The following is a 21,348-nucleotide window of genomic DNA, read 5'->3' as shown; positions in this document are numbered from 1 at the left end:
GGCGGGTCACTGCGGCCAGACGGCGGTGCGGGCGGTCAGGGCCGGAGCCTCCTGGTGGAGGAGGTCGAGGAAGGCGTCCACCGGCCTGGTGGACACGCGTCCGGCCTTCCGGTAGACGCGGATCTCCCGCTGCCACAAGGGGGCCGGCAGCGGCCGGGTCACCACGTCGTCCCCGAACACCGCGACCTGCGCGGCGAACGCGCCCAGGATCGCCACCCCCAGACCGGCCGCCACCATGGCCGAGATCGTGGTGGCCTGCGCGATCACCATGATCTCGACGGGGTCGGCGCCGACGCGGTCGAGCCGGTCGCGGTAGTCGGCCCAGCCGGCGTACGGGTCGCCGGTGACCATGACGGTCTCCTGGGACAGCAGCCTGAGGTCCACCGGCGAGGCCGTGGCCAGCGGGTGGCCTTTCGGGGCCACCAGCACGATCTTCTCGTGGAACAGGTGCGCGGAGGGGACGTTGTGGTACACCTGCGGCACGTCCGAGGTGCGCAGCGCGACGTCGAGCTCGCCGCGGGCGATGGCTTCCTCCAATTGCGGCGGGTCGCCCTCGCGCAGCACCACTGTCACCCCGGGGTGCAGCCGCCTGAACCGCTGCATCAGCGGCGCCAGGAGCACCGCGCTCAGCCCCGGGTAACCGCCCACCGTGACCCGGCCCTTGAGCTCGGCGCGCAGGGTCCGCACCTCGTCCACTCCGGTCTGGATCGCGGCCAGCGCCGCGCGGGCCTTGGGCAGGAACCTGGCGCCGGCGGCGGTGAGCGTGACCTCCTTGCTGGTACGGATGAGCAGCGTGTCGCCGAGCGCCTGCTCCAGGGCGGCGACGTGCGCGCTGACCCGGGGCTGCGAGCGGCCCAGGACGCGCCCCGCGGCGGTGAAGCCCCCGTGGTCCACGACCGCCACGAAGGTGGCCAGCCAGCCCAGCTGCAGGTCCAGGCGTTCGATCATCCGGAAAACGTATGGTTTTGAGCCGGGCCATGGCAATAGACGAATGGTTGCGCCTGTCCTAAATTCCCGGAATATGACGAGCGAGATTGTGGAGTTCGATGCCGGACGCATGACCAGAGGTCAGCGCAGGATCGCGCTGACCGCCATCGGCGGCTACTACGTGGACGGCTACGACCTGCTGGTCCTGTCCGGCGCCCTGCTCGGCATCGTGCCCGAGCTCTCCCCGGACCCCGGCGTCCTCGGCCTGGTGGGCGCGTCCGCGTTCGTCGGGATGGCCCTCGGCTCCCTGCTGACCGGCCCGCTGACCGACCGCTTCGGCCGGCGGCCGGTGTTCTTCGCCTCGATGGCCGTCTTCGTGCTGGCCTCGCTCGGCTTCCTGCTCGTGAACGACGTGTGGCAGCTCATCGCGCTGCGGTTCTGCGTCGGGTTCGCGATCGGCGCGGACATGCCGGCCTCGGCCGCCCTGATCACGGAGTTCATCCCGTCCAGGAGACGCGGGACGTTCACCGGGCTGGGCGGGGTGGCCTGGATGCTGGGCGCGCTGACCGCCATCGCCGTCACGCTGCTGGTCTTCACCGCTTCCGGGGTGGAGCACTGGCGCTGGGTGATGGCGACCGGGGCCGTCGCGGCGGTGCTGCTGCTCTTCCTGCGCCGCCGTACGCCGGAGTCGCCGTACTGGCTGCGTGCCCACGGCCGCCACGAGGAGGCCGTGGCCGCCTGGCGGTACGCCACCTCCGGCGAGGCGGACTCGCCCGAGCCCGCCGCGACGGGCGGCGGGCAGCCGGCACCGCTGCGGATGCTGTTCCGCCGGCCGCTGGCGATCATGATGGTCATGCTCTGCGTGTACTGGGGCTGCAACAACCTGTACGGCTCGGCCATCCTGCTCTACCAGCCCAGCCTGATCAAACGCATCGTCACGCCGAGCACGTTCACCTCGCTGCTGTTCACCGCCTGCACGACGGCGCTGGCCGTGATCCTGGGCCTGATCGTCTGCCTGTGGGTGATCGAGTCGATCGGCCGCCGCTTCATCGCGATCACCGGCACGGCCGTCGCCGCCGTGTGCACGTTCGTCATCTGGGCCGGATTCGGCACCTCGTGGCTCGTGCTGGCGGCCTTCGCCGTCACGATCGCGGTGATCAACGGCGGCACCTCGCTGGCCTTCTACTCCTGGGCGCCCGAGCTGTTCCCGGCGGGGGTGCGGGGGCGGGCCGTCGGCATCGTCAACATGGTCGGCAAGACGGGCAGCGTGGTCGGCACGCTGGCGCTGCCCAGCATGTTCGAGGCGCTCGGCGCCGTCTCCTTCCTGGTCATCTCGGCCCTGGCCGTGCTGAACGCCGCGGTGACCTTCAAACTGGCCCCGGAGACCCGCGGCCTGACCCTGCGCCAGCTCGAAGAAAGGATGCATGCATGACCTCGGGGCACGTGGGACGTACCTACCAGGACTCCACGCCGTGGTGGCCGCAGCCGCCCAGGCCCCGGGAGGGCGCGCCGGACGTGATCGTGGTCGTCCTCGACGACGTCGGGTTCGGCAGCCTCGGCTGCTACGGATCCGAGATCGCCACACCCACGATGGACGCCCTGGCCGCCGGCGGGCTGCGCTACACCAACTTCCACGTCACGCCGCTGTGCTCGCCCACCCGGGCCTCGCTGCTCACCGGCCGCAACCACCACGCCGTCGGCATGTCTCTGCTGTCCAACGCCGACAGCGGCTTCCCCGGCAAGCGCGGCACCGTGACCCACCGCGCGGCCACGATCGCCGAGGTGCTGCGCGACACCGGCTACAACACCTACGCCTTCGGCAAGTGGCACCTGGCGCCCATGGACCGGACCAGCGCGATCGGCCCCTACGACCAGTGGCCGCTGGGCCGGGGGTTCGACCGCTACTACGGCTTCCTCGAGGGCATCAGCGACCAGTACTTTCCCGAGCTGGTCCAGGACAACCACCGGGTGGAGCCGCCGCGGACGCCGGAGGAGGGCTACCACCTCACCGAGGACCTCGTCGACCGGGCCATCGCCTGCGTCTCCGACCACAAGTCGGTGGGGCCGGACAAGCCGTACCTCCTCTACCTGGCCATGGGGGCGGGCCACGCGCCGCACCAGGCGCCCGAGGAGTACCTGCGGCGCTACCGGGGCCGCTACGACGAGGGCTGGGACGTGATCAGGGAGCGCCGCCACGCCCGGCAGGCCGAGCTCGGGATCATCCCGCCCGGCACCGCGCTGGCGCCCCGCAACGACGGGGTGCGACCCTGGGCCGAGCTCCCCGAGGAGGAACGCGCGGTCGCCGCCCGGCTGCAGGAGGCGTTCGCCGCGATGCTGGAGCACACCGACGCCCACCTCGCCCGGCTCGTCGCCCACCTGGAGCACATCGGCACCCGCGAGAACACGCTGATCGTGCTCCTTTCGGACAACGGCGCCAGCCAGGAGGGCGGCGCGCTCGGCAACACCAACTCGATCGCCTACGAGAACGGCGACGCCGTCTCCCACGCCGACAACTTCGCCCGCCTCGACGAGATCGGCGGCTTCCGTTGCCACGGCAACTACCCCTGGGGCTGGGCGCAGGCGGGCAACACCCCGCTCAAGCGCTACAAGCAGAACACGCACGCCGGGGGCGTCCGGGCCCCGCTCATCGTCTCGTGGCCGGGGCGGGTCCCCGAGGGAGGCGTGCGGACGCAGTTCCACCACGTCATCGACGTGACCCCGACGATCCTGGACGTCGTCGGCGCCGAGATGCCGCAGACGTACCGGGGGCTCGCGCAGCTGCCCGTGCACGGCGTGTCCATGCGCTACACCTTCGACGGCGCCACGGCTCCGACCAGCCGCCCCACCCAGTACTTCGAGATGTACGGGCACCGCGCGATCTGGCACGAGGGCTGGAAGGCCGTGGCCTACCACGAGCGCGGCACCTCCTACGACGACGACCGGTGGGAGCTGTACCACCTGGACGACGACTTCTCCGAGTGCCACGACCTGGCGGCCGAGCGCCCCGACGTGCTCCATGAGCTGATCGGCCGCTGGTGGTCCGAGGCCGACCGGTACGGCGTCTTCCCCCTGGACGACCGCAACTTCGCCGAACGCGCCGCGAAATACCACAGCGCGGCCTCGCCCAGGAGGCGGCGGAGTTTCGTGCTCTACCCGGAGATGAGCCGCATCCCGGGCGGGGTCACGCCGCTGATCTACGACCGCTCGTACCGCATCGACGCCGAGGTACGGCTGCGCGAGGGCGACGAAGGCGTGCTGATCTCCCAGGGTGACGTGAACGGCGGTCACGTCCTGTACGTGGCAGAGGGCCGGCTCCACTACGAGTACAACCATCAGGGCACCCGCTACCGCGTGCACGGCGAGCGCCCGCTGCCGCCGGGCGACCACGTCCTGTCGATGATCTTCACCAGGACCGGCCCCTGCCAGGGTGTGGCCGCCCTGGCCGTGGACGGCCGCCCCGACGGCGGCAAGGAGCCGCTCACGACCGCCCGCTACCTGATCGGCTGGCAGGGCCTGGTGCTGGGACGCGACGCGCTGTCGCCGGTGAGCTGGGACTATCCGCGCGGTTTCCCCTTCACCGGCACGATCGAGCGGGTTCGCGTGGGGCTGGACGAGGATGTCCCGGACGCCGTCCACGAGACGTTCGACTGACGGGGAGTAACCGGGCGCGCTCGTGACCTGCTCTTGGCGTCCGTCTCAGTACGCTCCCGTGCGTGATGGAAGACAAGAGCCGGAGCAGGCCGCGGATCAGCATCGACGGAGCGGGCATCGAGAGGCGCAGGACGGCGATCCAGGCGCTGGTGGATCAGGCGCCGCCGCCGGCGGCGGAGCGGGTCCCGATGCCCCGCCCCATCTTCAGCCCGCGCTCGGACGGGCCGGAAGCGCCGCGATCGCCGCTGACCAGGCATCTCCGGGAAGGGTGACGTACTTGCCGAGGAACTGCCGCGCCGAGGCGGAGTCCAGGCGGTAGTCGTAGTTGGTCTTCCTGCAGGCGTCGTCCGCGCCGGAGATCGTCGTGGCGATGAGGAGGTGCGAGGTGAGCCCGCCCAGGAAGTTCGGGCCGCCCGAGTCGCCGAAGCAGGTGCTCCCGTCGCCCTTGGTGGACAGCGAGAGGTTGAGCCATCTCGGGGTCATGCTCTTGTACGAGATGGTCGCCTGGTGGCGCGTGTCGGTGTAGTGGAAGCTCTGGCCGCGCGGCTTGTTCTTGGTGGGCTTGAGCGAGCCGTACCCGACGGGGGTGAAGCGTGCGGACTCCAGCTTGTTCTGGGCCTTGAGGAGGTCGAGCAGGCCCGCGGCCGGCAGCTGGGCGGGCGTGATGTTCGGGACGGGCTTGCTGAACACGACGACGGCCATGTCATGGAGGTCGGACTTCTTCGAGAAGCGGGGGTCCGGGATGTAACGGCCGGTGTAGACCTGGCCCCCGCGCTTGTAGTGGCCCGTGAAGGAGACGGTGGCCGTCTTCTGCTTCGGCTCACCGCAGTGGGCGGCGGTGAGGAAGACGGTCGGCGAGATGAGCGTTCCGGTGCAGTACGACCACGTGCCGTCGGGATTCGCCTCATCGGAGATGAGAGCCCCTACTTCCGGGTGAGCGTCACCGTCGGTGAAACCGTTGGTGATGGCCGCTGCCGGAGTCGCGGTGTATGCCAGCGTCGCAGCGGCAACCAGGACAAAAGGGACATAACGCATTCCCGAAGTTTAGGTGTCGGGGGGTGATGAATGGCACATATGAGCAAAAGATCTACTTGTTTTCCTGGGAACGGCCGGTTTGGCCGCGCATTTCCCGGAGTGGGAAGCATCGCGTATATAAGATCCCCTCGTGAATGCTCAGGCCCTGGCGCTCGGCGCGGTCGCCGGGCTGCCGGAGGGGTTACGGGAGCTCCGGGTGCGGGTCAGGCGGTTCCTCGAGGACGAGATCGCCTCCGGCGGCTTCGCCCCCGAGGCCGACGCCTGGATGTCGGGCGTCGATCCGGCCTTCAGCGGCCGCCTGGCCGGGCGCGGCTGGGTGGGGATGACGATCCCCGCGGCGTACGGCGGGCACGGGCGGACCGCGCTGGAGCGCTATGTGGTGACCGAGGAGCTGCTGGCCGCCGGGGCGCCGGTGGCGGCCCATTGGATAGCCGACCGGCAGATCGCACCCAGCATCCTGCGTAACGGCACAGAACAACAGAAACGCACGTATCTCCCGCAAATCGCCCGCGCCCAAGGTTTCTTCGCGATCGGCATGTCCGAGCCCGATTCGGGTTCGGACCTGGCCTCGGTCCGGACCCGGGCCGCAGAGGTCGAGGACGGCTGGCGGCTGACCGGCACCAAGGTGTGGACCAGCGTCGCGCACATCGCCACGGCGGTGGTCGTCCTGGCGCGCACCGACGACGCCGGCGACCGGCACGCCGGGCTCTCCCAGTTCATCGTGGACCTGCCCCACCCGGCGGTCTCGATCCGGCCGATCATCACCATCGACGGGGCGCACCACTTCAACGAGGTGGTCTTCGACGACGCGGTGATCCCGGCGGGCGGCCTGCTGGGCCGCCGGGGGGACGGCTGGCGCCAGGTCACCGCGGAGCTGGGCAACGAACGTTCCGGCCCCGAGCGCATCCTCAGCACGCTGCCGCTGCTGCGGGAGTGGGCCCGGCCCGAGAACCTCGGAGACGACCCGGTCGCGCACGCCGAGCTGGGCCGGCTGGTCTCCCGGCTGGTGGCGCTGCGCCGGCTGTCCCTGTCGGTCGCCGCGCGGCTGGCCGCGGGGGAGAGCCCGGCCGTGGCGGCGGCCCTGGTCAAGGATCTGGGCACGGAGTTCGAGGGTGACGTCGTGGACGCCGTGCGGCGGCACGTCCGCCCGGAGCCGGGCGGCCGGGGGCTCGCGGCCATGCTGGCCAAGGCCGTCCTGCATGTCCCGGCCTTCACCCTGCGCGGCGGCGCCAACGAGATCCTGCGCTCGATCGTGGCCAAGGATCTGTCCCCATGACCGCCGACCATCTCCGCGACCTGGCCGAGGCGGTGCGGGGCCTGCTGGACGCGGAGCTGCCAGGCCCGGCGCTATGGGCCCGGCTGGAGGAGCTGGGTTTCACCTCGCTCACGGTTCCCGAGCCTCAGGGCGGGAGCGGCGGCACGCTCACGGACGGCGCCGTGGTGGTCCGCGAAGCCGGCGCGGCCGGGGCGGCGCTGCCCCTGGCCGAAGCCCTGTTCGTCGCGGGCCCGCTGCTCGCCGCGTCGGGAGCCGCCCTGCCGCCCGGGACGGTGACCGCGTACACCGGCGATCTGGTGGCGGAGCCGGGCCCCCGCGGCCGGTGGCGGGTCACCGGCCCGCTGATCCGCGTGCCCTGGCTGAGATCCGCCGATCACCTGGTGGCCCTGGTCAGCACCCCGGACGGGCCGGCCACCGCCGTGCTGCCCGCCCCTGCCGGGCTCTCCCCCGGCGAGAACCTGGCGGGGGAGGAGCGCGACAACGCCGTGCTCGACGGCGCCGAGGCCGCGGTCACACCCCTGCCGCCCGGCCCGTGGCGCCACGAGCTGGAGCTGCACGGGGCCGCGGCGCGGGCGCTGCAGCTGGCCGGCGCCGCCCGCGCCGTACTGACGCTCACCACGCGGCATGTCACCGACCGGGTGCAGTTCGGCAAGCCGCTGGCCCGGTTCCAGGCGGTCCAGCACCGGCTCGCGCGGCTGGCGGCGGACGTGGTCACCGTCGAGGTGGCGGCGGACGCGGCGGTCGCGGCGCTGCGGGACGGCGCCGAGGACCGGGAGCTCGCCGTGGCCTCGGCCAAGGCCGAGGCGTCCGCGCTGGCCCGGTCGGTGGCCGCCGCGGGCCACCAGTTGCACGGCGCGATCGGGTTCACGATGGAGCACCGGCTCGGCGCCTGCACCAGGAGGCTGTGGGCGTGGCGCGAGGAACACGGCAACGAGCTCCACTGGCAGCGCAGATGCGCCGACCTGGCGAGAGGATCGGGCGACGTGTGGGAGCTCGTCACCGGCGAGCCGGGGTCGAGGCCCCTTTGACGACAGGAGCAGCATCATGACCGCCGAACCGCCCGCCATCACCACCGTCGGCGACGGGATCGCCAGGCTCACCCTGAACAACCCCCGGCGCAAGAACGCCATCACGCTGGAGATGGCCGCCCTCATCGAGGACTTCTGCGCCCGCGTCCACGGTGACGACACCATCGGCGCCGTCCTCGTCGACGGCGCGGGCGCCTACTTCTGCAGCGGCGCCGACACCCGCGACCTGGCCGCCTCCTCCGCCGATCCCGCCGCGCCCGAGTCGGTCGCGCGGACCTCGGCCGTGTACGCGGCGTTCGTGCAGGTCGGGCGGCTCCCGGTGCCCAGCGTGTCCCTGGTGACCGGCGGCGCGGTCGGCGCCGGGCTCAACCTCGCCCTGGCCACCGACCTGATGCTGGTCAGCCATGACGCGGTGCTCGACAGCGGGTTCGTGGCGCGCGGCATCCATCCGGGCGGTGGTCACCTGGCCCTGCTCGGCCGCGCGGCCGGATATCAGCACGCCATCGCGCTCGGAGTCCTGGGCGCGGCGCTGTCCGGAGCCGAGGCCGTACGCCGCGGCCTGGCCTGGGACGTGGCCGAGCCGCACGCCATGCTGGACGCCGCCACCCGGCTCGTGGCCATGGCCGCCGCCGACCCCCAGCTGGCCCGGCGGATCAAGCAGAGCGCCATCCTCGAACTCGGCCCGCCCGCGGTGTCCTGGCCGTCGGCGCTGGAGATCGAACGCGGGATGCAGATGTGGTCGCTGGGCCGTAAGGGCAGCCAGGGGTGGGACCGGAAGCCGCCCAAGCCGCCCGTGGAGTCCTGATCGTCAGCCCTGCCCGAGCGAGCGGGCCTCCTTCCACCGCGGGCTGTCGAGGAAGTGGTTGTCGTACAGCTCCTGCGAATCGAGCAGCTCCTCGAGGGTGGCCTCGCCGGTGCGCAGGCGGGCCAGCAGGCGGAAGTACTCGAAGCGCTCCACGCCCGGCGTGATGACGATCAGCAGGTCGGCCTCGGAGCCGGGGGCGGCGGCGAAGGCGTGGGCGACGTTCGGGGGCACCACGGCCATGTCACCCTCCTCCAGCGTGAGCACCTCGTCGCCCGCCAGCACCTGGGCGGCGCCGCCGAGGACGTAGAACAGCTCGCTGGAGGAGGTGTGCAGGTGGGGCACCGCGCCGTCGGCGCCCGGGGTGAGGGTCATGCGGAGGCTGCTCAGGGCGCCTCCGGTGGCGCTGGAGTCGAGCAGGAGCCGGCCGGTGGCCGGGGCGTCGCCGCCGCCGATGATCTCGGCGTCGGCCGCGCGTACGACTGCGGTCTCGGGCGTGATGAGCGACATGGTGAGAAGTCCTTCCTGCGGAGTTACAGGGCGCCGTCGAGGGCGGCGGCGACCAGGCGTGCGGCGTAGGCGCGATCCACCGGGTCGCCGGTGATCAGGACGCGGTAGTACAGGGCTCCGGCGAGCTGCTCCAGCAGCGTCATGGGATCGACGTCGGGGCGGAGCCGGCCCTCGTCGCGGGCGCGTTCGATGAGGCGGCAGGCCAGCGCGTTGCGGCGGGCGTAGACGTCCCGCTCCAGCTCGCCGACGTCGTCGTGGCGCGCGGCGGCGGCGACCAGCTCGGCCACCGTCCCCGCCGAGCGGCTCTCCTGGCCGGGCGGCAGGCCCGCGACCCGCATCCGGTTGAGCCCGGCGGCGACCTTCTCCATGTAGTCGGTGAGGTCGCGCCGGATGTCGCCGGTGTCGGTGATCTCGTCGTGGTCCTGCAGCCTGGCCACGACGGCCAGGGCGAGGTGGTCCTTGGTGGGCCAGCGGCGGTACAGCGTGGTCTTGGCGATGCCGGCCCGCTCGGCCACCTCGTCGGTGGTCAGCCCGCCGTACCCGCGCCGCAGCAGCAGCTCGGTGGCCGCCTGCAGGACGCGTTCGTCGACCTCGGTGTCGCGCGGTCGCCCCCGTGGCCTCATGTGGATCCCTCCATTTCGCTACTGAGGTAGCGAAATTCAAGGTACACCGGGGCCACTCATTTACGCAACCGCAGTTTCGTATATGCCCTCAGGCCGCCTGACCGGCGCTGTCGCCACCGCCCGATGACCTTGTGGAGGTAAGTCGAGCCGGAGGACCTGGCCGATCCGGTGCCGGCTGCCGAACCCTGGCATGCGCGGACCCGCGCCGTGGGCTATTCCTCCCGGGCCGGACGGAGCACCCGGCGCACGGCGCCACGCAGCCACTGGTGGGCCCCGTCCGCGGTGTGGCGTGGGTGCCAGGCCATGCCGATCGTCAGGGGCGGCAGCGGCAGCGGGATTTCCAGCAGGCGTAGTCCCAGCGCGTGCGCCGCGTCGCTGAGCGGTGAAGGGGGCTCGCCCGGCAGCGCGGTCGGCACCAGGCAGACCACGTCGCCGACTGCGGCCAGCGCCATTGCCGCCAGATGTCCGGGCAGGACGGCGCTGACCCGCCGGCTGAGCCCTTGCTCGGCCAAGGCCGCGTCCAGCGGGCCGGTGAAGCGTCCCCGGCGGCTGACCGTGACATGCTCGGCCGCGGCCAGCCTGGCGGGCGTCAGGGTTCCTTCGGCGAGCGGGTGCCCGGCCCTGACGCCGGCCGCCATCCGCAGCGTGACCAGCTCTTCGACGCGGGTCTCCGGGTCGACGTGGTCGATGGCCCCGATCTCCAGATCGATCCGGCCCTCGCGCAGCGCGGGGCCCGCCTCCCACTCCTCGGCCAGCACCCGCAGCGAGACGCCCGGCGCCCGGCGCCGGGCCAGCCCGAGCAGACCCGGCGCCAGCGCCGCGCCGACCAGGTCCGAGGCCTGGACGGTGAAGGTGCGCCGCAATGTGGCGGGATCGATCCCGCCGCTCGGGGCGAGCAATGCCTCCAGTCGGCGCACCACCGCGGCGGCCTCGTCCCGCAGAGCCTCGGCGCGGGGTGTCGGCACCATCGCCTGTCCTGCCCGCACCAGCAGCGGGTCCTGGAGCACCCGGCGCAGCCGGGCCAGGGTACGGCTCATCGCCGCGGGGGAGGTGTGCAGCCGCGCGGCGGCACGGGTGACGCTCTGCTCGGTCAGCAGGGCGTCGAGGGCGACGGCGAGGTTGGCGTCGAGGTTCGGGTCTGGGCTGCTCACCGGCATTATTCCGTTTCAGGCAATGATTGGATGCTGAAGTTCCCATTGTGGCAATGCGGTCCGGGTCTGCACGATCAAGGGGTTGTACCGATCCGACATAGACCGCGAGGTTTTCATGATCGTCATTACCGCCCCCACCGGGAACATCGGCCGGCGGCTGCTGTCGCTGCTGGTCGAGGCCGCGCCCGCACGCGGAGAGGAGTTGCGCGTCGTGGTCCGCGATCCTGCCCGGCTCCCCGAGGCCGTGCGCGGACGGGTCGAGGTGGTCACCGGCTCGCACGGCGACGCCGCGACCGTCGAGCGCGCCTTCACCGGGGCCGACGCCGTCTTCTGGCTGGTGCCGCCGGACGCCTCGGCCACGCCCGACGAGGCGTACAGCGGCTTCACCCGCCCCGCCGCGCGGGCGTTCGCCGCCCACGGCGTCGGCCATGTCGTCGGCGTCTCGGCGCTCGGCCGCGGCACGCCGCAGGCGGCCCAGGCCGGGCTGGTCACCGCCTCCCTGGCCATGGACGACCTGATCGCCGGCTCCGGCGTCGCCTACCGCGCCCTGGCCAACCCGTCCTTCTACGAGAACCTGCTGGAGGAGGCCGACTCGATCCGCGAGCACGGCGTCTTCACCGACACCGTCGCCGCGGACCGTCCGGCCCCGCTGGTGGCCGTCGCCGACATCGCCGCGACGGCGGCCGGGCTGCTGCTGGACCGCTCCTGGACCGGCGTCGGCAGCGTTCCGGTGCTCGGCCCGCAGGACCTGTCGCCCGACGACCTGGCCCGCATCATGACCGAGGAGCTGGGCCGTCCGGTCCGCTACCAGCGCCAGCCGCTCGACGAGCTGCGGTCCACCCTGCTCGGCTACGGCCTCAACGAGGCATTCGTCGAGGGCATGGTCGACATGAAGCGCGCCAAGGACCAGGGCCTGGACTCGGGCGTCGACCGCTCGCCGCAGGCGGGCCCGGCCACCGGATTCGCGCAGTGGTGCGCGCAGACTCTCAAGCCCGCCGTCCTCGCCACACCGGAGGCAGTCGATGCCCACTGACCGAACCGAGCCGCCGGTCACCGCGTTCATGCTGGTCAAGACGACGCCCGAGTGGCTCGCGATGACCGTGGCCGAACGCGTCCAGGCCTTCACCACCCAGGTCGTCCCGGTGATCGAGGCCCGCACCCGAGGCGTCCGCTCCCGCTTCTACGACACGGAGTTCTACTCGGCGCGGGTCACCGACATCTGGGTCTGGGAGGCGGACGACCACGACGCCTACCGGTTGCTGATCGACGCGCTGCGCGAAACCCCCTTCTGGGACCGCTACTTCGACATTGTGGACCTGCTCGTGGGCACCGAGAACGGCTACGCCCGCACCTATGACCTGGAGCCGGTGGCCACTCTCGCCACCTGACGCTCCTCCCTGACCGGCCGGTGCCGCCACCACCCTGCGCGAGCACCGGCCGGGCTCCGCCGGAACGCATCCGTGACGGCGTTGAGATCTTCATTCGCGAAGATCGGGTTGGTCAGACGGTGAACTCGACCCCCTGGGCCAGCGGCAGCTCGCCGGAGTAGTTGATCGTGTTCGTCGCCCGGCGCATGTAGCCGCGCCAGGCGTCCGAGCCGGACTCGCGCCCGCCGCCGGTCTCCTTCTCGCCGCCGAACGCGCCACCGATCTCGGCCCCGGAGGTGCCGATGTTCACGTTGACGATCCCGCAGTCGGAGCCCTCGGCCGAGACGAACAGCTCGGCCTCGGCCTGGTCGCGGGTGAAGATGCTGGACGACAGGCCCTGGGGGACCGCGTTGTTGAGTGCGATGGCCTGCTCCAGGGTCTCGTACGGCATGACGTAGAGGATCGGCGCGAACGTCTCCTGGGTCACGATCGGGGTCTGCTCCCCGATCCGGACCAGCGCCGGCTCGGCGTAGAAGGCGTCCGGGGCCTGGTCGGCGAGCCGGCGCCCGCCGCCGGCCACCAGCGTGCCGCCCTGCTCGACGGCGGCCTCCAGCGCGGCGCGCATGGCGGCGTGCGCGCGGCCGTTGATGAGCGGTCCGACCAGGGTGCCCGGCGCCATCGGGTTGCCGATCGGCAGCCGCGCGTAGGCGTCGGTGAGCCGCTCGGCCAGCGCGTCGGCGATGTCGGCGTGGGCGATGACGCGGCGCATGGTCGTGCACCGCTGGCCCGCAGTCCCGGCGGCCGAGAACACGATGCCGCGCGTGGCCAGGCCGAGGTCCGCGGACGGGCACACCACGGCCGCGTTGTTGCCGCCGAGCTCCAGCAGCGACCGCCCGAACCTGGCGGCGACCCGCGGCCCCACGGCGCGGCCCATGCGGGTCGAGCCGGTGGCGCTGACCAGGGCGACCCCGGGGTGGTCCACGAGCGCCTCGCCGACCTCGGGGCCGCCGACGAGGACCTGGCTCAGGTACGCGGGCGCGCCGTGCTCGGCGGCGGCCCGGTCGAGCAGGGCCGCGCAGGCCAGGGCGGTCAGCGGCGCCAGCTCCGACGGCTTCCAGACGACCGGGTCGCCGCACACCAGGGCGATGGCCGTGTTCCACGACCAGACGGCCGCCGGGAAGTTGAACGCGCTGATCACCCCGACGACGCCCAGAGGGTGCCAGGTCTCCATGAGCCGGTGACCGGGACGCTCGGAGCTGATCGTGCGCCCGTACAGCTGGCGGGACAGGCCCACCGCGTAGTCGCAGATGTCGATCATCTCCTGGACCTCGCCGAGCGCCTCGGAGGTGATCTTCCCGACCTCCAGGCTGATCAGCGTGGCGAGGTCCGCCTTGTGCGCGGACAGCAGCTCGCCGAGCCGCTTGACCAGCGCGCCCCGGGCCGGCGCGGGCACGGTTCGCCAGGCCAGGAACGCCTGCCTGGCCCGCTCCACGGCGGTGTCGACGGCACCGGGATCCACCCAGGCCACGGCGGACAGCGGCCCGCCGTTGATCGGTGAGGTGGTCGTGACGCCGCCGCCGAGCGCGTCCACGTCCACACCGCAGCGCTTGGCGGTCTCTCGCGCCGTCGCGGCCAGCTCGTCGGCGCCGGGCAGCGTGGTCACCATCAGGATCTCCTTGTCAGACGATGTTGATCTCGGGCCTGGCCCCGGACAGGGCGAAACGGCCCGCGTCGAAGCCGGTGACGTCCACGAACGGCGTCCGGCCCAGGTAGAGGTCGCGGACCACCTCGCCGACGGCCGGGCTCATCAGGAAGCCATGGCCGGAGAAGCCGGTGGCGTAGATGAACCGGTCGACGCCGCGGGCGGTGCCGATGAGCGCGTTGTGGTCCGGCGTCACCTCGTACAGCCCGGCCCAGCCGGTGGCGATGCCGGTCTCCATCAGCGCCGGGGCGCGGCGGGCCATGGCCTCGCCGAGCCTGGGCAGCCAGGCGTCGGAGCGGTCGAGCTTGAACCCCGGCGTCTCGTCCGGGTCGGACATGCCGAGGAGCAGCCCGGGCCCCTCGCGGTGGAAGTAGAACGTGGTGCCGAAGTCGATGGTGAACGCCATCGGCGGCAGGTCCGCGACCGGCTCGGTGACCAGGATCTGGCGGCGCAGCGGGGCCACCGGCAGGTCGACCCCCGCCCACTCGCCGACCGGCCGCGACCAGGCGCCGGCCGCGCAGATCACCGTGTCGGTCTCGACGCGGCCGCCCTCGGTCCGGACGGCGACGATACGGCCGTCCACGACCTCGATGCCGGTCGCGGCGCAGTTCGGCAGCAGCCGCGCGCCCAGCCGCCGGGCCGCGCCCGCGTAGCCGAGCACCACGGACTCGGGCGTGCAGTGGCCGTCGGTGGGGGAGTAGGCGGCGGCCAGCAGCCCGTCGGTGTCGATCAGCGGCGACAGCTCCTTGGCCTCCCCGACCGGGATCATCCGGCTGGGGACGCCGAGGTCGTTCTGGATCGCCACGTTCTTCTCGAACTCCGCGACCGACTCGGGGGAGTCGAGCAGGAACAGGTAGCCGGGCTTGTGCAGGTCGATCTCCTGCCCGAAGCGCTCGGCGAAGGTCTCGAACGTCTCCAGGCTGCGTACGGCGAGCTCGATGTTGACCCGGTCGGAGAACTGCGCGCGCACGCCGCCGGCCGCCTTGGAGGTCGAGCCGGAGCCCAGCGGCCCCTTGTCGATGAGGACCACGTCGCTCACGCCGGCCGCGGCCAGCGCGTACGCCGAGCTGACGCCCATGGCGCCGCCTCCGATGATGACCACCGAGGCCCGCGCGGGCAGGTCACGTCCCATTGATCGGCTTCCTTCCTCACGTACCGCATTCAGGATCGGGGATCGGACAGAGCCGGAGGAAGCGGTCAAGCCTCGGCATCTGTGGGTGAGGCGTAAGAAGTTCTTATGCTCTGGGGGAGGTCGTCCTCCAGCTGGGCCGCGGCCAGCCGCAGGGAGCACACGGCGCCGGTCACCGCCGGGTTGGCAGCGGCGGTCCGGTGCACGGCGGCGATGCGCCGGCGGGCCTCGACGCCGTCGAGCCCGGTCGCGACCACGCCCTCGCCGGGCAGGTGCGCCAGCGCCGGGACGAGCGCCACCCCCAGGCCGGAGCGCACGAACCCGTGGATGACGCCGTAGTCGTTGCTGCGGTAGTCGACCTGCGGTTCGTAGCCCGCCCGCGCGCACAGCCGGCGCAGGCAGGAGGCCCCGGAGGTGCCCTCCCGGGTGGACACCCACGTCTCGTGCTTGAGGTCGTCGAGCGCGACCGCCCCGGCGGCGGCCAGCGAGTGCCCCGCGGGCAGCAGGAGCAGCAGCTCCTCCGCCAGCAGCGGGATCTCCCGCAGGTCGCGCGGCCAGGCGCGGGGCACCAGGTCGTAGCGGTAGACCAGGGCCAGGTCGAGCTCGCCCGCCCGGACCAGCGGGATCAGCTCGTCGGGCTCCCCCTCGTCGAGCAGGGTCTCCACCGCCGGGTGCGTCTGCGCGTACGCGGCCAGCGCGATCGGCAGCAGCCGCTGGCTCGCGGTGGGGAAGCTGCCCAGCCTGAGCCGGCCGATCGTGCCCTCGGACATGCCGCGGACGTCGTCCTCCAGCGCGTCCAGCGCGGCCAGCACCTCGTACGCCCGCAGCACCAGATACCGGGCGGCCGGCGTGGGCGTGATCGTCTGGGCCCCGCGCTCGAACAGCGGCATCCTGACCGCCCGCTCCAGCGCCGCGATCTGCTGCGAGACCGCGGACCCCGTGTAGCCGAGCCGCCTGGCCGCGGCGGCGAACGAGCCCGCGTTCAGCACGGCGGTCAGCGTCCGCAGGTGGAGCGGGTTGAGCATAAGCAGACCTTACGGCAGCCGGTCGGCGAGGAGCTGGGCCAGGTGGGTGCCCCGCCGGGCCGACAGATCGGCGATCTGGGTACGGCAGGAGAACCCGTCGGCGAGCACGGCGGTCCCCGGTGCGGCCTCCCGGATCGCCGGGAGCAGCTGGTGCTCGGCCACCGCCACGGACACGTCGTAATGCCCCTTCTCGACGCCGAAGTTGCCCGCAAGCCCGCAGCACCCGCCCAGCCGGGTCACCCGCGCGCCCGCCTCCCGCAGCAGCCGCAGGTCCTGCTCCCAGCCCATGACGGCGTGGTGGTGGCAGTGCGGCTGGGCCACCACCGTCACCCCGTCGAGCGCGGGCGGCCGCCAGCCGGGCGTGCCGGACAGCAGCTCGGCCAGCGTGCGGGTCATGCGCGCCACCGGCCCGGCCACCGACTCGTCCAGCAGCTCCAGCGCGTCCGAGCGCAGCACGGCCGTGCACGACGGCTCCATCCCCACGATCGGCACGCCCTGCCCGGCGGCCTCGGCCAGCTCGGCGACCGTGCGGCCGAGGATGGCCCGGGCCGCGTCCAGCTGCCCGGTGGAGATCCACGTGAGCGCGCAGCACTGGCGGCGCTCGCTGATCCGCGGGCGGTAGCCGGCGGCCTCCAGCACCTTCACGGTCGCGCGGCCGATCTCCGGCGCGAAATGGTCGGTGAAGGTGTCGACGAACAGCATCACCGGCCTGCCCTCCGCCGGCCGCCGCCGCTCGAACCAGGCCCGGAACGTCTCCCGCGCGAACTCCGGGAGCCCGCGCCGCCGGTCCACCCCGGCCAGCGCCGGCAGCCCCGGCACCCGCATGAGCGCGTTCACCGCCCGCGGCATCCGGCTCGCCAGCCGCGCCCAGCGCGGCAGCCGCCCCAGGGAGTAGTGCGTGAGCGGGCGGACGCGCCCCTTGTAGGTCTGGTGGAGCACCTCGGACTTGTACGCGGCCATGTCGATCCCCGTCGGGCAGTCCGAGGCGCAGCCCTTGCAGGACAGGCAGAGGTCGAGGGCCTCGTGGACCTCGGGAGAGCGCCAGCCGCCGGTGACGCCGGAGCCGTTGATCATCTCCTGGAGCACGCGGGCGCGGCCCCGGGTGGAGTCCTTCTCCTCCCTGGTGGCCAGGTAGGAGGGGCACATCACCCCGCCGGCCGCGGTGTTGTCGGCCCGGCACTTGCCGACCCCCGTGCAGCGGTGCACGGCCTGGCCGAAGTCGCCGCCGTCGTGGCGGTAGGCCAGGGCCAGGCCCTCGCGCACCGGGTGGGCGGCCGGGACGCGCAGGTCGGCGTCGAGGGGGCGGGGGCGTACGAGCACACCGGGGTTGAGCACGTCGCCCGGGTCGAAGATCGCCTTGACCCCGGCGAACAGGTCGATCGCCGCCTGCGAGTACATGAGCGGCAGCAGCTCGCTCCGGGCCCGGCCGTCGCCGTGCTCGCCGGACAGCGAGCCGCCGTAGCCGGCTACCAGCGTGGCCGCGGCCACCAGGAAGTCCCTGAACTCCGCGCGCCCGCCCGGCCGGTCCAGCGGCACGTCGAGCCGGATGTGCAGGCAGCCGTCGCCGAAGTGCCCGTACGGCAGGCCGGTCAGGCCGTGCCCGGCCAGCAGCGCCTCGAAGTCGCGCAGGTAGCGGCCCAGCATCTCGGGCGGCACGGCGGCGTCCTCCCAGCCCGCGTGCGCCGGCCGCCCGGCGGGACTGCGCCCCGACAGGCCCGCGCCGTCCTCGCGGATGCGCCAGAGCGCCGCGGCCTCGGCCGGATCGGTGACGACGAGGGCGTCCTCGCCGCCGGCCGCCACCCGGGCGGCCCGCTCCCGCACCTCGGCCGCGTCGTCGCCCGCGACCTCGACGAACAGCCAGGCGGCGCCGCGCGGCAGCGGCGGCACCGCGCCGGGGCCCCGCCGCAGGCGCACCACGTCGACGATGCGCGCGTCGATGCCCTCGCAGGCCGTCGGCCGGTGCTCCAGCACTCCCGGCGCGGCGTCCCCGGCGGCGGCGATGTCGGCGTAGCCGAGCACGACCAGGGCGCGGTGCGCCGGATCGGTCACCAGCCGCACCGTCGCCTCCGTGAGCACCGCCAGCGTGCCCTCGCTGCCGACCAGCAGGCGGGCCACGTCGAACCCGCGCTCCGGCAGCAGGTGCTCCAGCGCGTATCCCGACATCTGCCGCCCGAACCGGCCGAACTCGGTCCTGATCGTGGCCAGGTTGGCCATCGCGAGATCCCGCAGCGCGGCCGGGATGCCCTGGCCGCGCAGGCCCGGCGCGTCGGAGGCGCCCGGCAGGTCCAGCGCGCCCTGGGCGGGCAGGTCGAGCGCGGTCCCGTCGCCGGCCACGGCCTTGAGCCCGGCGATGTTGTCGGACGTGCGGCCGTAGCCGAGCGTCCGGGAGCCGCAGGCGTTGTTGCCGATCATGCCGCCGATCGTGCAGCGGGTGTGGGTGGACGGGTCGGGGCCGAACCGGAGCCCGTACGGGGCCGCCGCCCGCTGCAGGGCCGCCTGGACCACGCCCGGTTGCACCACCGCCGTGCGGGCCTCGGCGTCGACCCGCAGCACCTGGTCCATGTGGCGGCTGAAGTCCAGCACCAGGCCGGGGCCGATCGCGTTCCCGGCGACCGACGTGCCGCCACCGCGCGCGGTGAGGGGGATCTCGTGGCGCGCGCACAGCTCGATCGCCGTCGCCACGTCCTCGGCGGACCTGGGCCGGGCCACCAGCAGCGGCGGCACCCGGTAGAGGGAGGCGTCGGAGGAGTGGAGCGCCCGCGACGTGGAGTCGTCCAGCACGTCGGTGACCCCGCGACGGCGGAGGTCGGTCGCGAGAGCGGCTGCGCGGTCCATGAGTAGCATGCTACATGCGACCCGTGTAGCATGCTACTCGCTTCCGGCGGCGAGGAGAGAAGGCACGATGGTCGACGCGACCGCACTCCGGGCGGCTTTCGCCCGGCGCCTGTCAGCGATGTACGGCACCGAGGTCCCCGCGTACAACACGCTCGTCGACGTCGCCCAGGAGGTGAACCGCGAGGTGCTGGCCCGGATGGGCGCCGGCGCCGAACGCCTCGGCTCCATCGGCCGCGTCACCGCCGAGCGGCACGGCGCGATCCGCGTCGGCACCCCGGCCGAGCTGGCACAGGTCGCGCGGATCTTCGGCGCGATGGGCATGTACCCCGTCGGCTACTACGACCTGCGCGAGGCGGCCGGCAGCTCCGTGCCCGTCGTCTCCACGGCCTTCCGCCCCGTGGACGAGGCCGAGCTGGCCGCCAACCCCTTCCGCGTGTTCACCTCCATGCTGGTGACGGGCGACCGGCGGTTCTTCGGCGCGGACCTGGAGCGCCGGCTCGGCGAGTTCCTGGGGGCGCGCCGGCTGTTCCCGCCGCGCCTGCTCGACCTGGCCGACCGCGCCGAGGCCGAGGGCGGCCTGGACGACGAGGCGGCCGAGGAGTTCCTGACGCTCGCCACGCGGGCGTTCGAGCTGTCCGCGGAGCCGGTCTCCCGCAGCTGGTACGCCGAGCTCGAACGCGTGTCCGCCGTGGCCGCCGACATCGGCGGCGTGGCCTCCACCCACGTCAACCACCTGACCCCGCGCGTGCTCGACATCGACGCCCTCTACGCCCGCATGAGCGAGCGCGGCATCACCATGATCGACGCCATCCAGGGGCCGCCCCGCTGGGACGGCCCCGACCTCCTGCTGCGCCAGACCTCCTTCCGCGCGCTGGCCGAGCCGCGGCTGTTCAGGGAGGACGACGGCCGGGTCGTCCGGGACGACCTGCGGGTGCGGTTCGGGGAGGTGGAGGCGCGCGGCATCGCCGTGACGCCCGCCGGACGCGCGCTCTACGACGAGCTGTCGGCCGAGCTGGACGCGCTGCTCGCCGGGCAGCGGGTCCCCGCGGACGAGCGCAACGCCGCCGGGGCCAAGCTGTGGGCGGACCGGGTGCCGCGCGGCGAGGCCGAGCTGGCCGCGGGCGACCTCGCGTACTTCACCTTCCACGTCCTCGACGCCCGCCCCGGCGGCGCCGCGCCCGCCGACCTCGCGACGCTCCTGGCCGACGGGTGGATCGGCGCCCGGCCCATCGTGTACGAGGACTTCCTGCCGCGCTCGGCCGCCGGCATCTTCCAGTCCAACCTGACCTCCGACGGCGCCAAGGACGTGACGGCGGCGGGCGCGGACTTCGGCCCGGAGGCGCTGGCCGCGGTGCTCGGGCGCCCGCTGCACGACCCCTACGAGCTGTACGCGTCGACCCGGGCGGCCTCGCTGGCCCGCGTCCGCGACGAGCTCGGCCTGGCCCGGAAGATCACCCTGCCCCAGGCTCGCTAACCCGGCTGCGGCTCGTCGATGATGGCCCGATGGCCCGTCAGCCCGGCTGCGGCTCTTCGACGATGGACGCCCACAACGCGTCCACGTCGACCGGCTCGCCCTGGGCCCTGGCCGCCTGCCGGGCCAGGATGAGGCCGGTGTTGGTCAGGTGGGCGCGCATCGCGCGCACCGCGCCCTCGGCGTCCGCCGCCGCGACGGCCGCCACGATCGGCTCGTGCTCCTCGTGCACCTGCCGCAGCGTGCGGGAGCGGTCGTCCGTGGACGTGCCGAGGATGCGCATGGTGTCGCGCAGCCCGCCCACGATCGCGCGGGCCCTGCCGTTGCCCGCCGCGACCAGGAGGCGGTCGTGCAGCGCCTGGTCGAGCTGGAAGAACAGCCCCTCGTCGGCCGCCTCGACCGCCGCCGCCATCTCCTCCATGGTCGCCCGCAGCGCCGCGCCGAGCCCGGTGGCGTCGCCCCTGGCTGCCCGCCGCGCGGCGGGCAGCTCCAGAGCCAGCCGCACCCCGAAGATCTCGACGATCTCCCGGGGGTGCGGCAGCACGACGCGGAACCCGCGGTTGCGCTCGACCTGCACCAGCCCCGCCTCGGCCAGGCGCAGCATCGCCTCGCGGACCGGACTCCTGGAGACGTTGAGCTGCTCGGCCACCTGGTAGACGGAGTAGAGCCGACCAGGGACCATCGCGCCCGTGTGCACCGCCCGGCGCACCTCGGAGATCACCTGCTCGGCCAGCGACCGGCCCGCGTGCGGCAACGGCTGCAGCTTCAGCTCGGCGTGTTCGCGGGTCGGCGGCATGTCGGCATGTTACCCGTACG

The 21,348-nt window shown here is 73.3% G+C and carries 18 protein-coding genes; 8 read left to right on the top strand and 10 right to left on the bottom strand.

Translation table 11 applies throughout. The features are described 5' to 3' along the window. Positions 1-6: 6 nt before the first annotated feature. The gene (locus ACWDRB_RS09655; protein ID WP_449892655.1) at positions 7-948 is read right to left on the bottom strand and encodes a LysR family transcriptional regulator; all 942 of its coding nucleotides are present in this window, start codon (positions 946-948) and stop codon (positions 7-9) included. Between the two features lie 73 nt (positions 949-1,021). Here ACWDRB_RS09655 and ACWDRB_RS09650 point away from each other — a divergent pair, with 73 nt between their 5' ends. Both ACWDRB_RS09650 and ACWDRB_RS09645 read left to right on the top strand, forming a co-directional pair. Then, entirely contained in the window at positions 1,022-2,359 is a 1,338-nt protein-coding gene (locus ACWDRB_RS09650) for an MFS transporter (protein WP_449892654.1), read from the top strand. Continuing rightward, entirely contained in the window at positions 2,356-4,578 is a 2,223-nt protein-coding gene (locus tag ACWDRB_RS09645; RefSeq protein ID WP_449892652.1) for an arylsulfatase, read from the top strand. The genes ACWDRB_RS09650 and ACWDRB_RS09645 overlap by 4 nt, the downstream gene beginning before the upstream one ends. 204 nt (positions 4,579-4,782) lie before the next feature. Here the strand turns inward: ACWDRB_RS09645 and ACWDRB_RS09640 are convergent, their stop codons facing one another. Beyond that, positions 4,783-5,613, bottom strand: coding sequence for a trypsin-like serine protease (locus ACWDRB_RS09640; protein ID WP_355195542.1), 831 nt, complete (start codon positions 5,611-5,613; stop codon positions 4,783-4,785). Between the two features lie 130 nt (positions 5,614-5,743). On the opposite strand from ACWDRB_RS09640, the gene ACWDRB_RS09635 reads away from it, so the two are divergent. Genes ACWDRB_RS09635 through ACWDRB_RS09625 form a run of 3 tightly spaced genes read left to right on the top strand, consistent with a single transcriptional unit; the run spans position 5,744 to position 8,722 of the window. Beyond that, positions 5,744-6,889: an acyl-CoA dehydrogenase family protein gene (locus ACWDRB_RS09635; protein WP_449892651.1), complete on the top strand. Its 1,146-nt coding sequence runs from the start codon at positions 5,744-5,746 to the stop codon at positions 6,887-6,889. Further along, positions 6,886-7,917: an acyl-CoA dehydrogenase family protein gene (locus tag ACWDRB_RS09630; RefSeq protein ID WP_449892650.1), complete on the top strand. Its 1,032-nt coding sequence runs from the start codon at positions 6,886-6,888 to the stop codon at positions 7,915-7,917. Before ACWDRB_RS09635 ends, ACWDRB_RS09630 begins: the two co-directional genes overlap by 4 nt. A gap of 16 nt (positions 7,918-7,933) precedes the next feature. Beyond that, on the top strand, positions 7,934-8,722 hold the full coding sequence (locus tag ACWDRB_RS09625; RefSeq protein ID WP_449892649.1) for an enoyl-CoA hydratase/isomerase family protein: 789 nt from the start codon (positions 7,934-7,936) through the stop codon (positions 8,720-8,722). A 3-nt stretch (positions 8,723-8,725) separates the two neighbouring features. On the opposite strand, the gene ACWDRB_RS09620 is transcribed toward ACWDRB_RS09625, so the two are convergent. The 3 genes from ACWDRB_RS09620 to ACWDRB_RS09610 all read right to left on the bottom strand — a co-directional run bounded on the left by ACWDRB_RS09620 (position 8,726) and on the right by ACWDRB_RS09610 (position 11,003). Next, entirely contained in the window at positions 8,726-9,229 is a 504-nt protein-coding gene (locus ACWDRB_RS09620) for a cupin domain-containing protein (RefSeq protein ID WP_350727626.1), read from the bottom strand. Between the two features lie 23 nt (positions 9,230-9,252). Continuing rightward, positions 9,253-9,852, bottom strand: a complete 600-nt coding sequence (locus tag ACWDRB_RS09615) for a TetR/AcrR family transcriptional regulator (RefSeq protein ID WP_397366658.1) — start codon at positions 9,850-9,852, stop codon at positions 9,253-9,255. A gap of 212 nt (positions 9,853-10,064) precedes the next feature. Continuing rightward, positions 10,065-11,003 (bottom strand): LysR family transcriptional regulator, encoded by a 939-nt coding sequence (locus tag ACWDRB_RS09610; protein ID WP_449892648.1) that lies wholly within the window; start codon positions 11,001-11,003, stop codon positions 10,065-10,067. Between the two features lie 115 nt (positions 11,004-11,118). Between ACWDRB_RS09610 and ACWDRB_RS09605 the strand changes: the two genes are divergently transcribed. Together ACWDRB_RS09605 and ACWDRB_RS09600 are read left to right on the top strand one after the other, a co-directional pair. After that, entirely contained in the window at positions 11,119-12,036 is a 918-nt protein-coding gene (locus tag ACWDRB_RS09605; RefSeq protein ID WP_449892647.1) for an NAD(P)H-binding protein, read from the top strand. Beyond that, positions 12,026-12,391 carry a darcynin family protein gene (locus tag ACWDRB_RS09600; protein ID WP_350727630.1) on the top strand — a complete coding sequence of 122 codons (366 nt, stop codon included), beginning with the start codon at positions 12,026-12,028 and terminating at the stop codon, positions 12,389-12,391. The genes ACWDRB_RS09605 and ACWDRB_RS09600 overlap by 11 nt, the downstream gene beginning before the upstream one ends. A gap of 112 nt (positions 12,392-12,503) precedes the next feature. Here the strand turns inward: ACWDRB_RS09600 and amaB are convergent, their stop codons facing one another. From amaB to ACWDRB_RS09580, 4 genes are all read right to left on the bottom strand, one after another. Then, entirely contained in the window at positions 12,504-14,036 is a 1,533-nt protein-coding gene (gene amaB / locus ACWDRB_RS09595; protein WP_449892646.1) for an L-piperidine-6-carboxylate dehydrogenase, read from the bottom strand. A gap of 13 nt (positions 14,037-14,049) precedes the next feature. Next, positions 14,050-15,204 (bottom strand): NAD(P)/FAD-dependent oxidoreductase, encoded by a 1,155-nt coding sequence (locus tag ACWDRB_RS09590; protein WP_449892645.1) that lies wholly within the window; start codon positions 15,202-15,204, stop codon positions 14,050-14,052. Between the two features lie 65 nt (positions 15,205-15,269). Then, positions 15,270-16,226 carry a LysR family transcriptional regulator gene (locus tag ACWDRB_RS09585; RefSeq protein WP_449892644.1) on the bottom strand — a complete coding sequence of 319 codons (957 nt, stop codon included), beginning with the start codon at positions 16,224-16,226 and terminating at the stop codon, positions 15,270-15,272. Between the two features lie 9 nt (positions 16,227-16,235). Then, the gene (locus ACWDRB_RS09580) at positions 16,236-19,061 is read right to left on the bottom strand and encodes an FAD-binding and (Fe-S)-binding domain-containing protein (protein ID WP_449892643.1); all 2,826 of its coding nucleotides are present in this window, start codon (positions 19,059-19,061) and stop codon (positions 16,236-16,238) included. Positions 19,062-19,128: 67 nt separating this feature from the next. Between ACWDRB_RS09580 and hglS the strand changes: the two genes are divergently transcribed. Further along, positions 19,129-20,535 carry a 2-oxoadipate dioxygenase/decarboxylase gene (hglS, locus tag ACWDRB_RS09575; protein ID WP_449892642.1) on the top strand — a complete coding sequence of 469 codons (1,407 nt, stop codon included), beginning with the start codon at positions 19,129-19,131 and terminating at the stop codon, positions 20,533-20,535. Positions 20,536-20,572: 37 nt separating this feature from the next. Here hglS and ACWDRB_RS09570 read toward each other — a convergent pair whose 3' ends face one another. Then, entirely contained in the window at positions 20,573-21,328 is a 756-nt protein-coding gene (locus ACWDRB_RS09570; protein WP_449892641.1) for a GntR family transcriptional regulator, read from the bottom strand. Positions 21,329-21,348: the final 20 nt, after the last annotated feature.

It is taken from the genome of Nonomuraea sp. NPDC003707, from assembly GCF_053587055.1.
Note: the sequence above shows the minus strand (reverse complement) of the source record. Positions and strands in the feature narration are given on the sequence as shown.

Excerpts from the sequence above, each read along its gene's own strand:
- ACWDRB_RS09585 (WP_449892644.1), bottom strand. The coding sequence starts at position 16,226 with ATGCTCAACCCGCTCCACCTGCGGACGCTGACCGCCGTGCTGAACGCG.
- ACWDRB_RS09630 (WP_449892650.1), top strand. The coding sequence starts at position 6,886 with ATGACCGCCGACCATCTCCGCGACCTGGCCGAGGCGGTGCGGGGCCTG.
- ACWDRB_RS09620 (WP_350727626.1), bottom strand. The coding sequence starts at position 9,229 with ATGTCGCTCATCACGCCCGAGACCGCAGTCGTACGCGCGGCCGACGCC.
- ACWDRB_RS09605 (WP_449892647.1), top strand. The coding sequence starts at position 11,119 with ATGATCGTCATTACCGCCCCCACCGGGAACATCGGCCGGCGGCTGCTG.
- hglS (WP_449892642.1), top strand. The coding sequence starts at position 19,129 with ATGGTCGACGCGACCGCACTCCGGGCGGCTTTCGCCCGGCGCCTGTCA.
- ACWDRB_RS09600 (WP_350727630.1), top strand. The coding sequence starts at position 12,026 with ATGCCCACTGACCGAACCGAGCCGCCGGTCACCGCGTTCATGCTGGTC.
- ACWDRB_RS09640 (WP_355195542.1), bottom strand. The coding sequence starts at position 5,613 with ATGCGTTATGTCCCTTTTGTCCTGGTTGCCGCTGCGACGCTGGCATAC.
- ACWDRB_RS09655 (WP_449892655.1), bottom strand. The coding sequence starts at position 948 with ATGATCGAACGCCTGGACCTGCAGCTGGGCTGGCTGGCCACCTTCGTG.
- ACWDRB_RS09570 (WP_449892641.1), bottom strand. The coding sequence starts at position 21,328 with ATGCCGCCGACCCGCGAACACGCCGAGCTGAAGCTGCAGCCGTTGCCG.
- ACWDRB_RS09650 (WP_449892654.1), top strand. The coding sequence starts at position 1,022 with ATGACGAGCGAGATTGTGGAGTTCGATGCCGGACGCATGACCAGAGGT.
- ACWDRB_RS09645 (WP_449892652.1), top strand. The coding sequence starts at position 2,356 with ATGACCTCGGGGCACGTGGGACGTACCTACCAGGACTCCACGCCGTGG.
- amaB (WP_449892646.1), bottom strand. The coding sequence starts at position 14,036 with ATGGTGACCACGCTGCCCGGCGCCGACGAGCTGGCCGCGACGGCGCGA.
- ACWDRB_RS09625 (WP_449892649.1), top strand. The coding sequence starts at position 7,934 with ATGACCGCCGAACCGCCCGCCATCACCACCGTCGGCGACGGGATCGCC.
- ACWDRB_RS09615 (WP_397366658.1), bottom strand. The coding sequence starts at position 9,852 with ATGAGGCCACGGGGGCGACCGCGCGACACCGAGGTCGACGAACGCGTC.
- ACWDRB_RS09580 (WP_449892643.1), bottom strand. The coding sequence starts at position 19,061 with ATGGACCGCGCAGCCGCTCTCGCGACCGACCTCCGCCGTCGCGGGGTC.
- ACWDRB_RS09590 (WP_449892645.1), bottom strand. The coding sequence starts at position 15,204 with ATGGGACGTGACCTGCCCGCGCGGGCCTCGGTGGTCATCATCGGAGGC.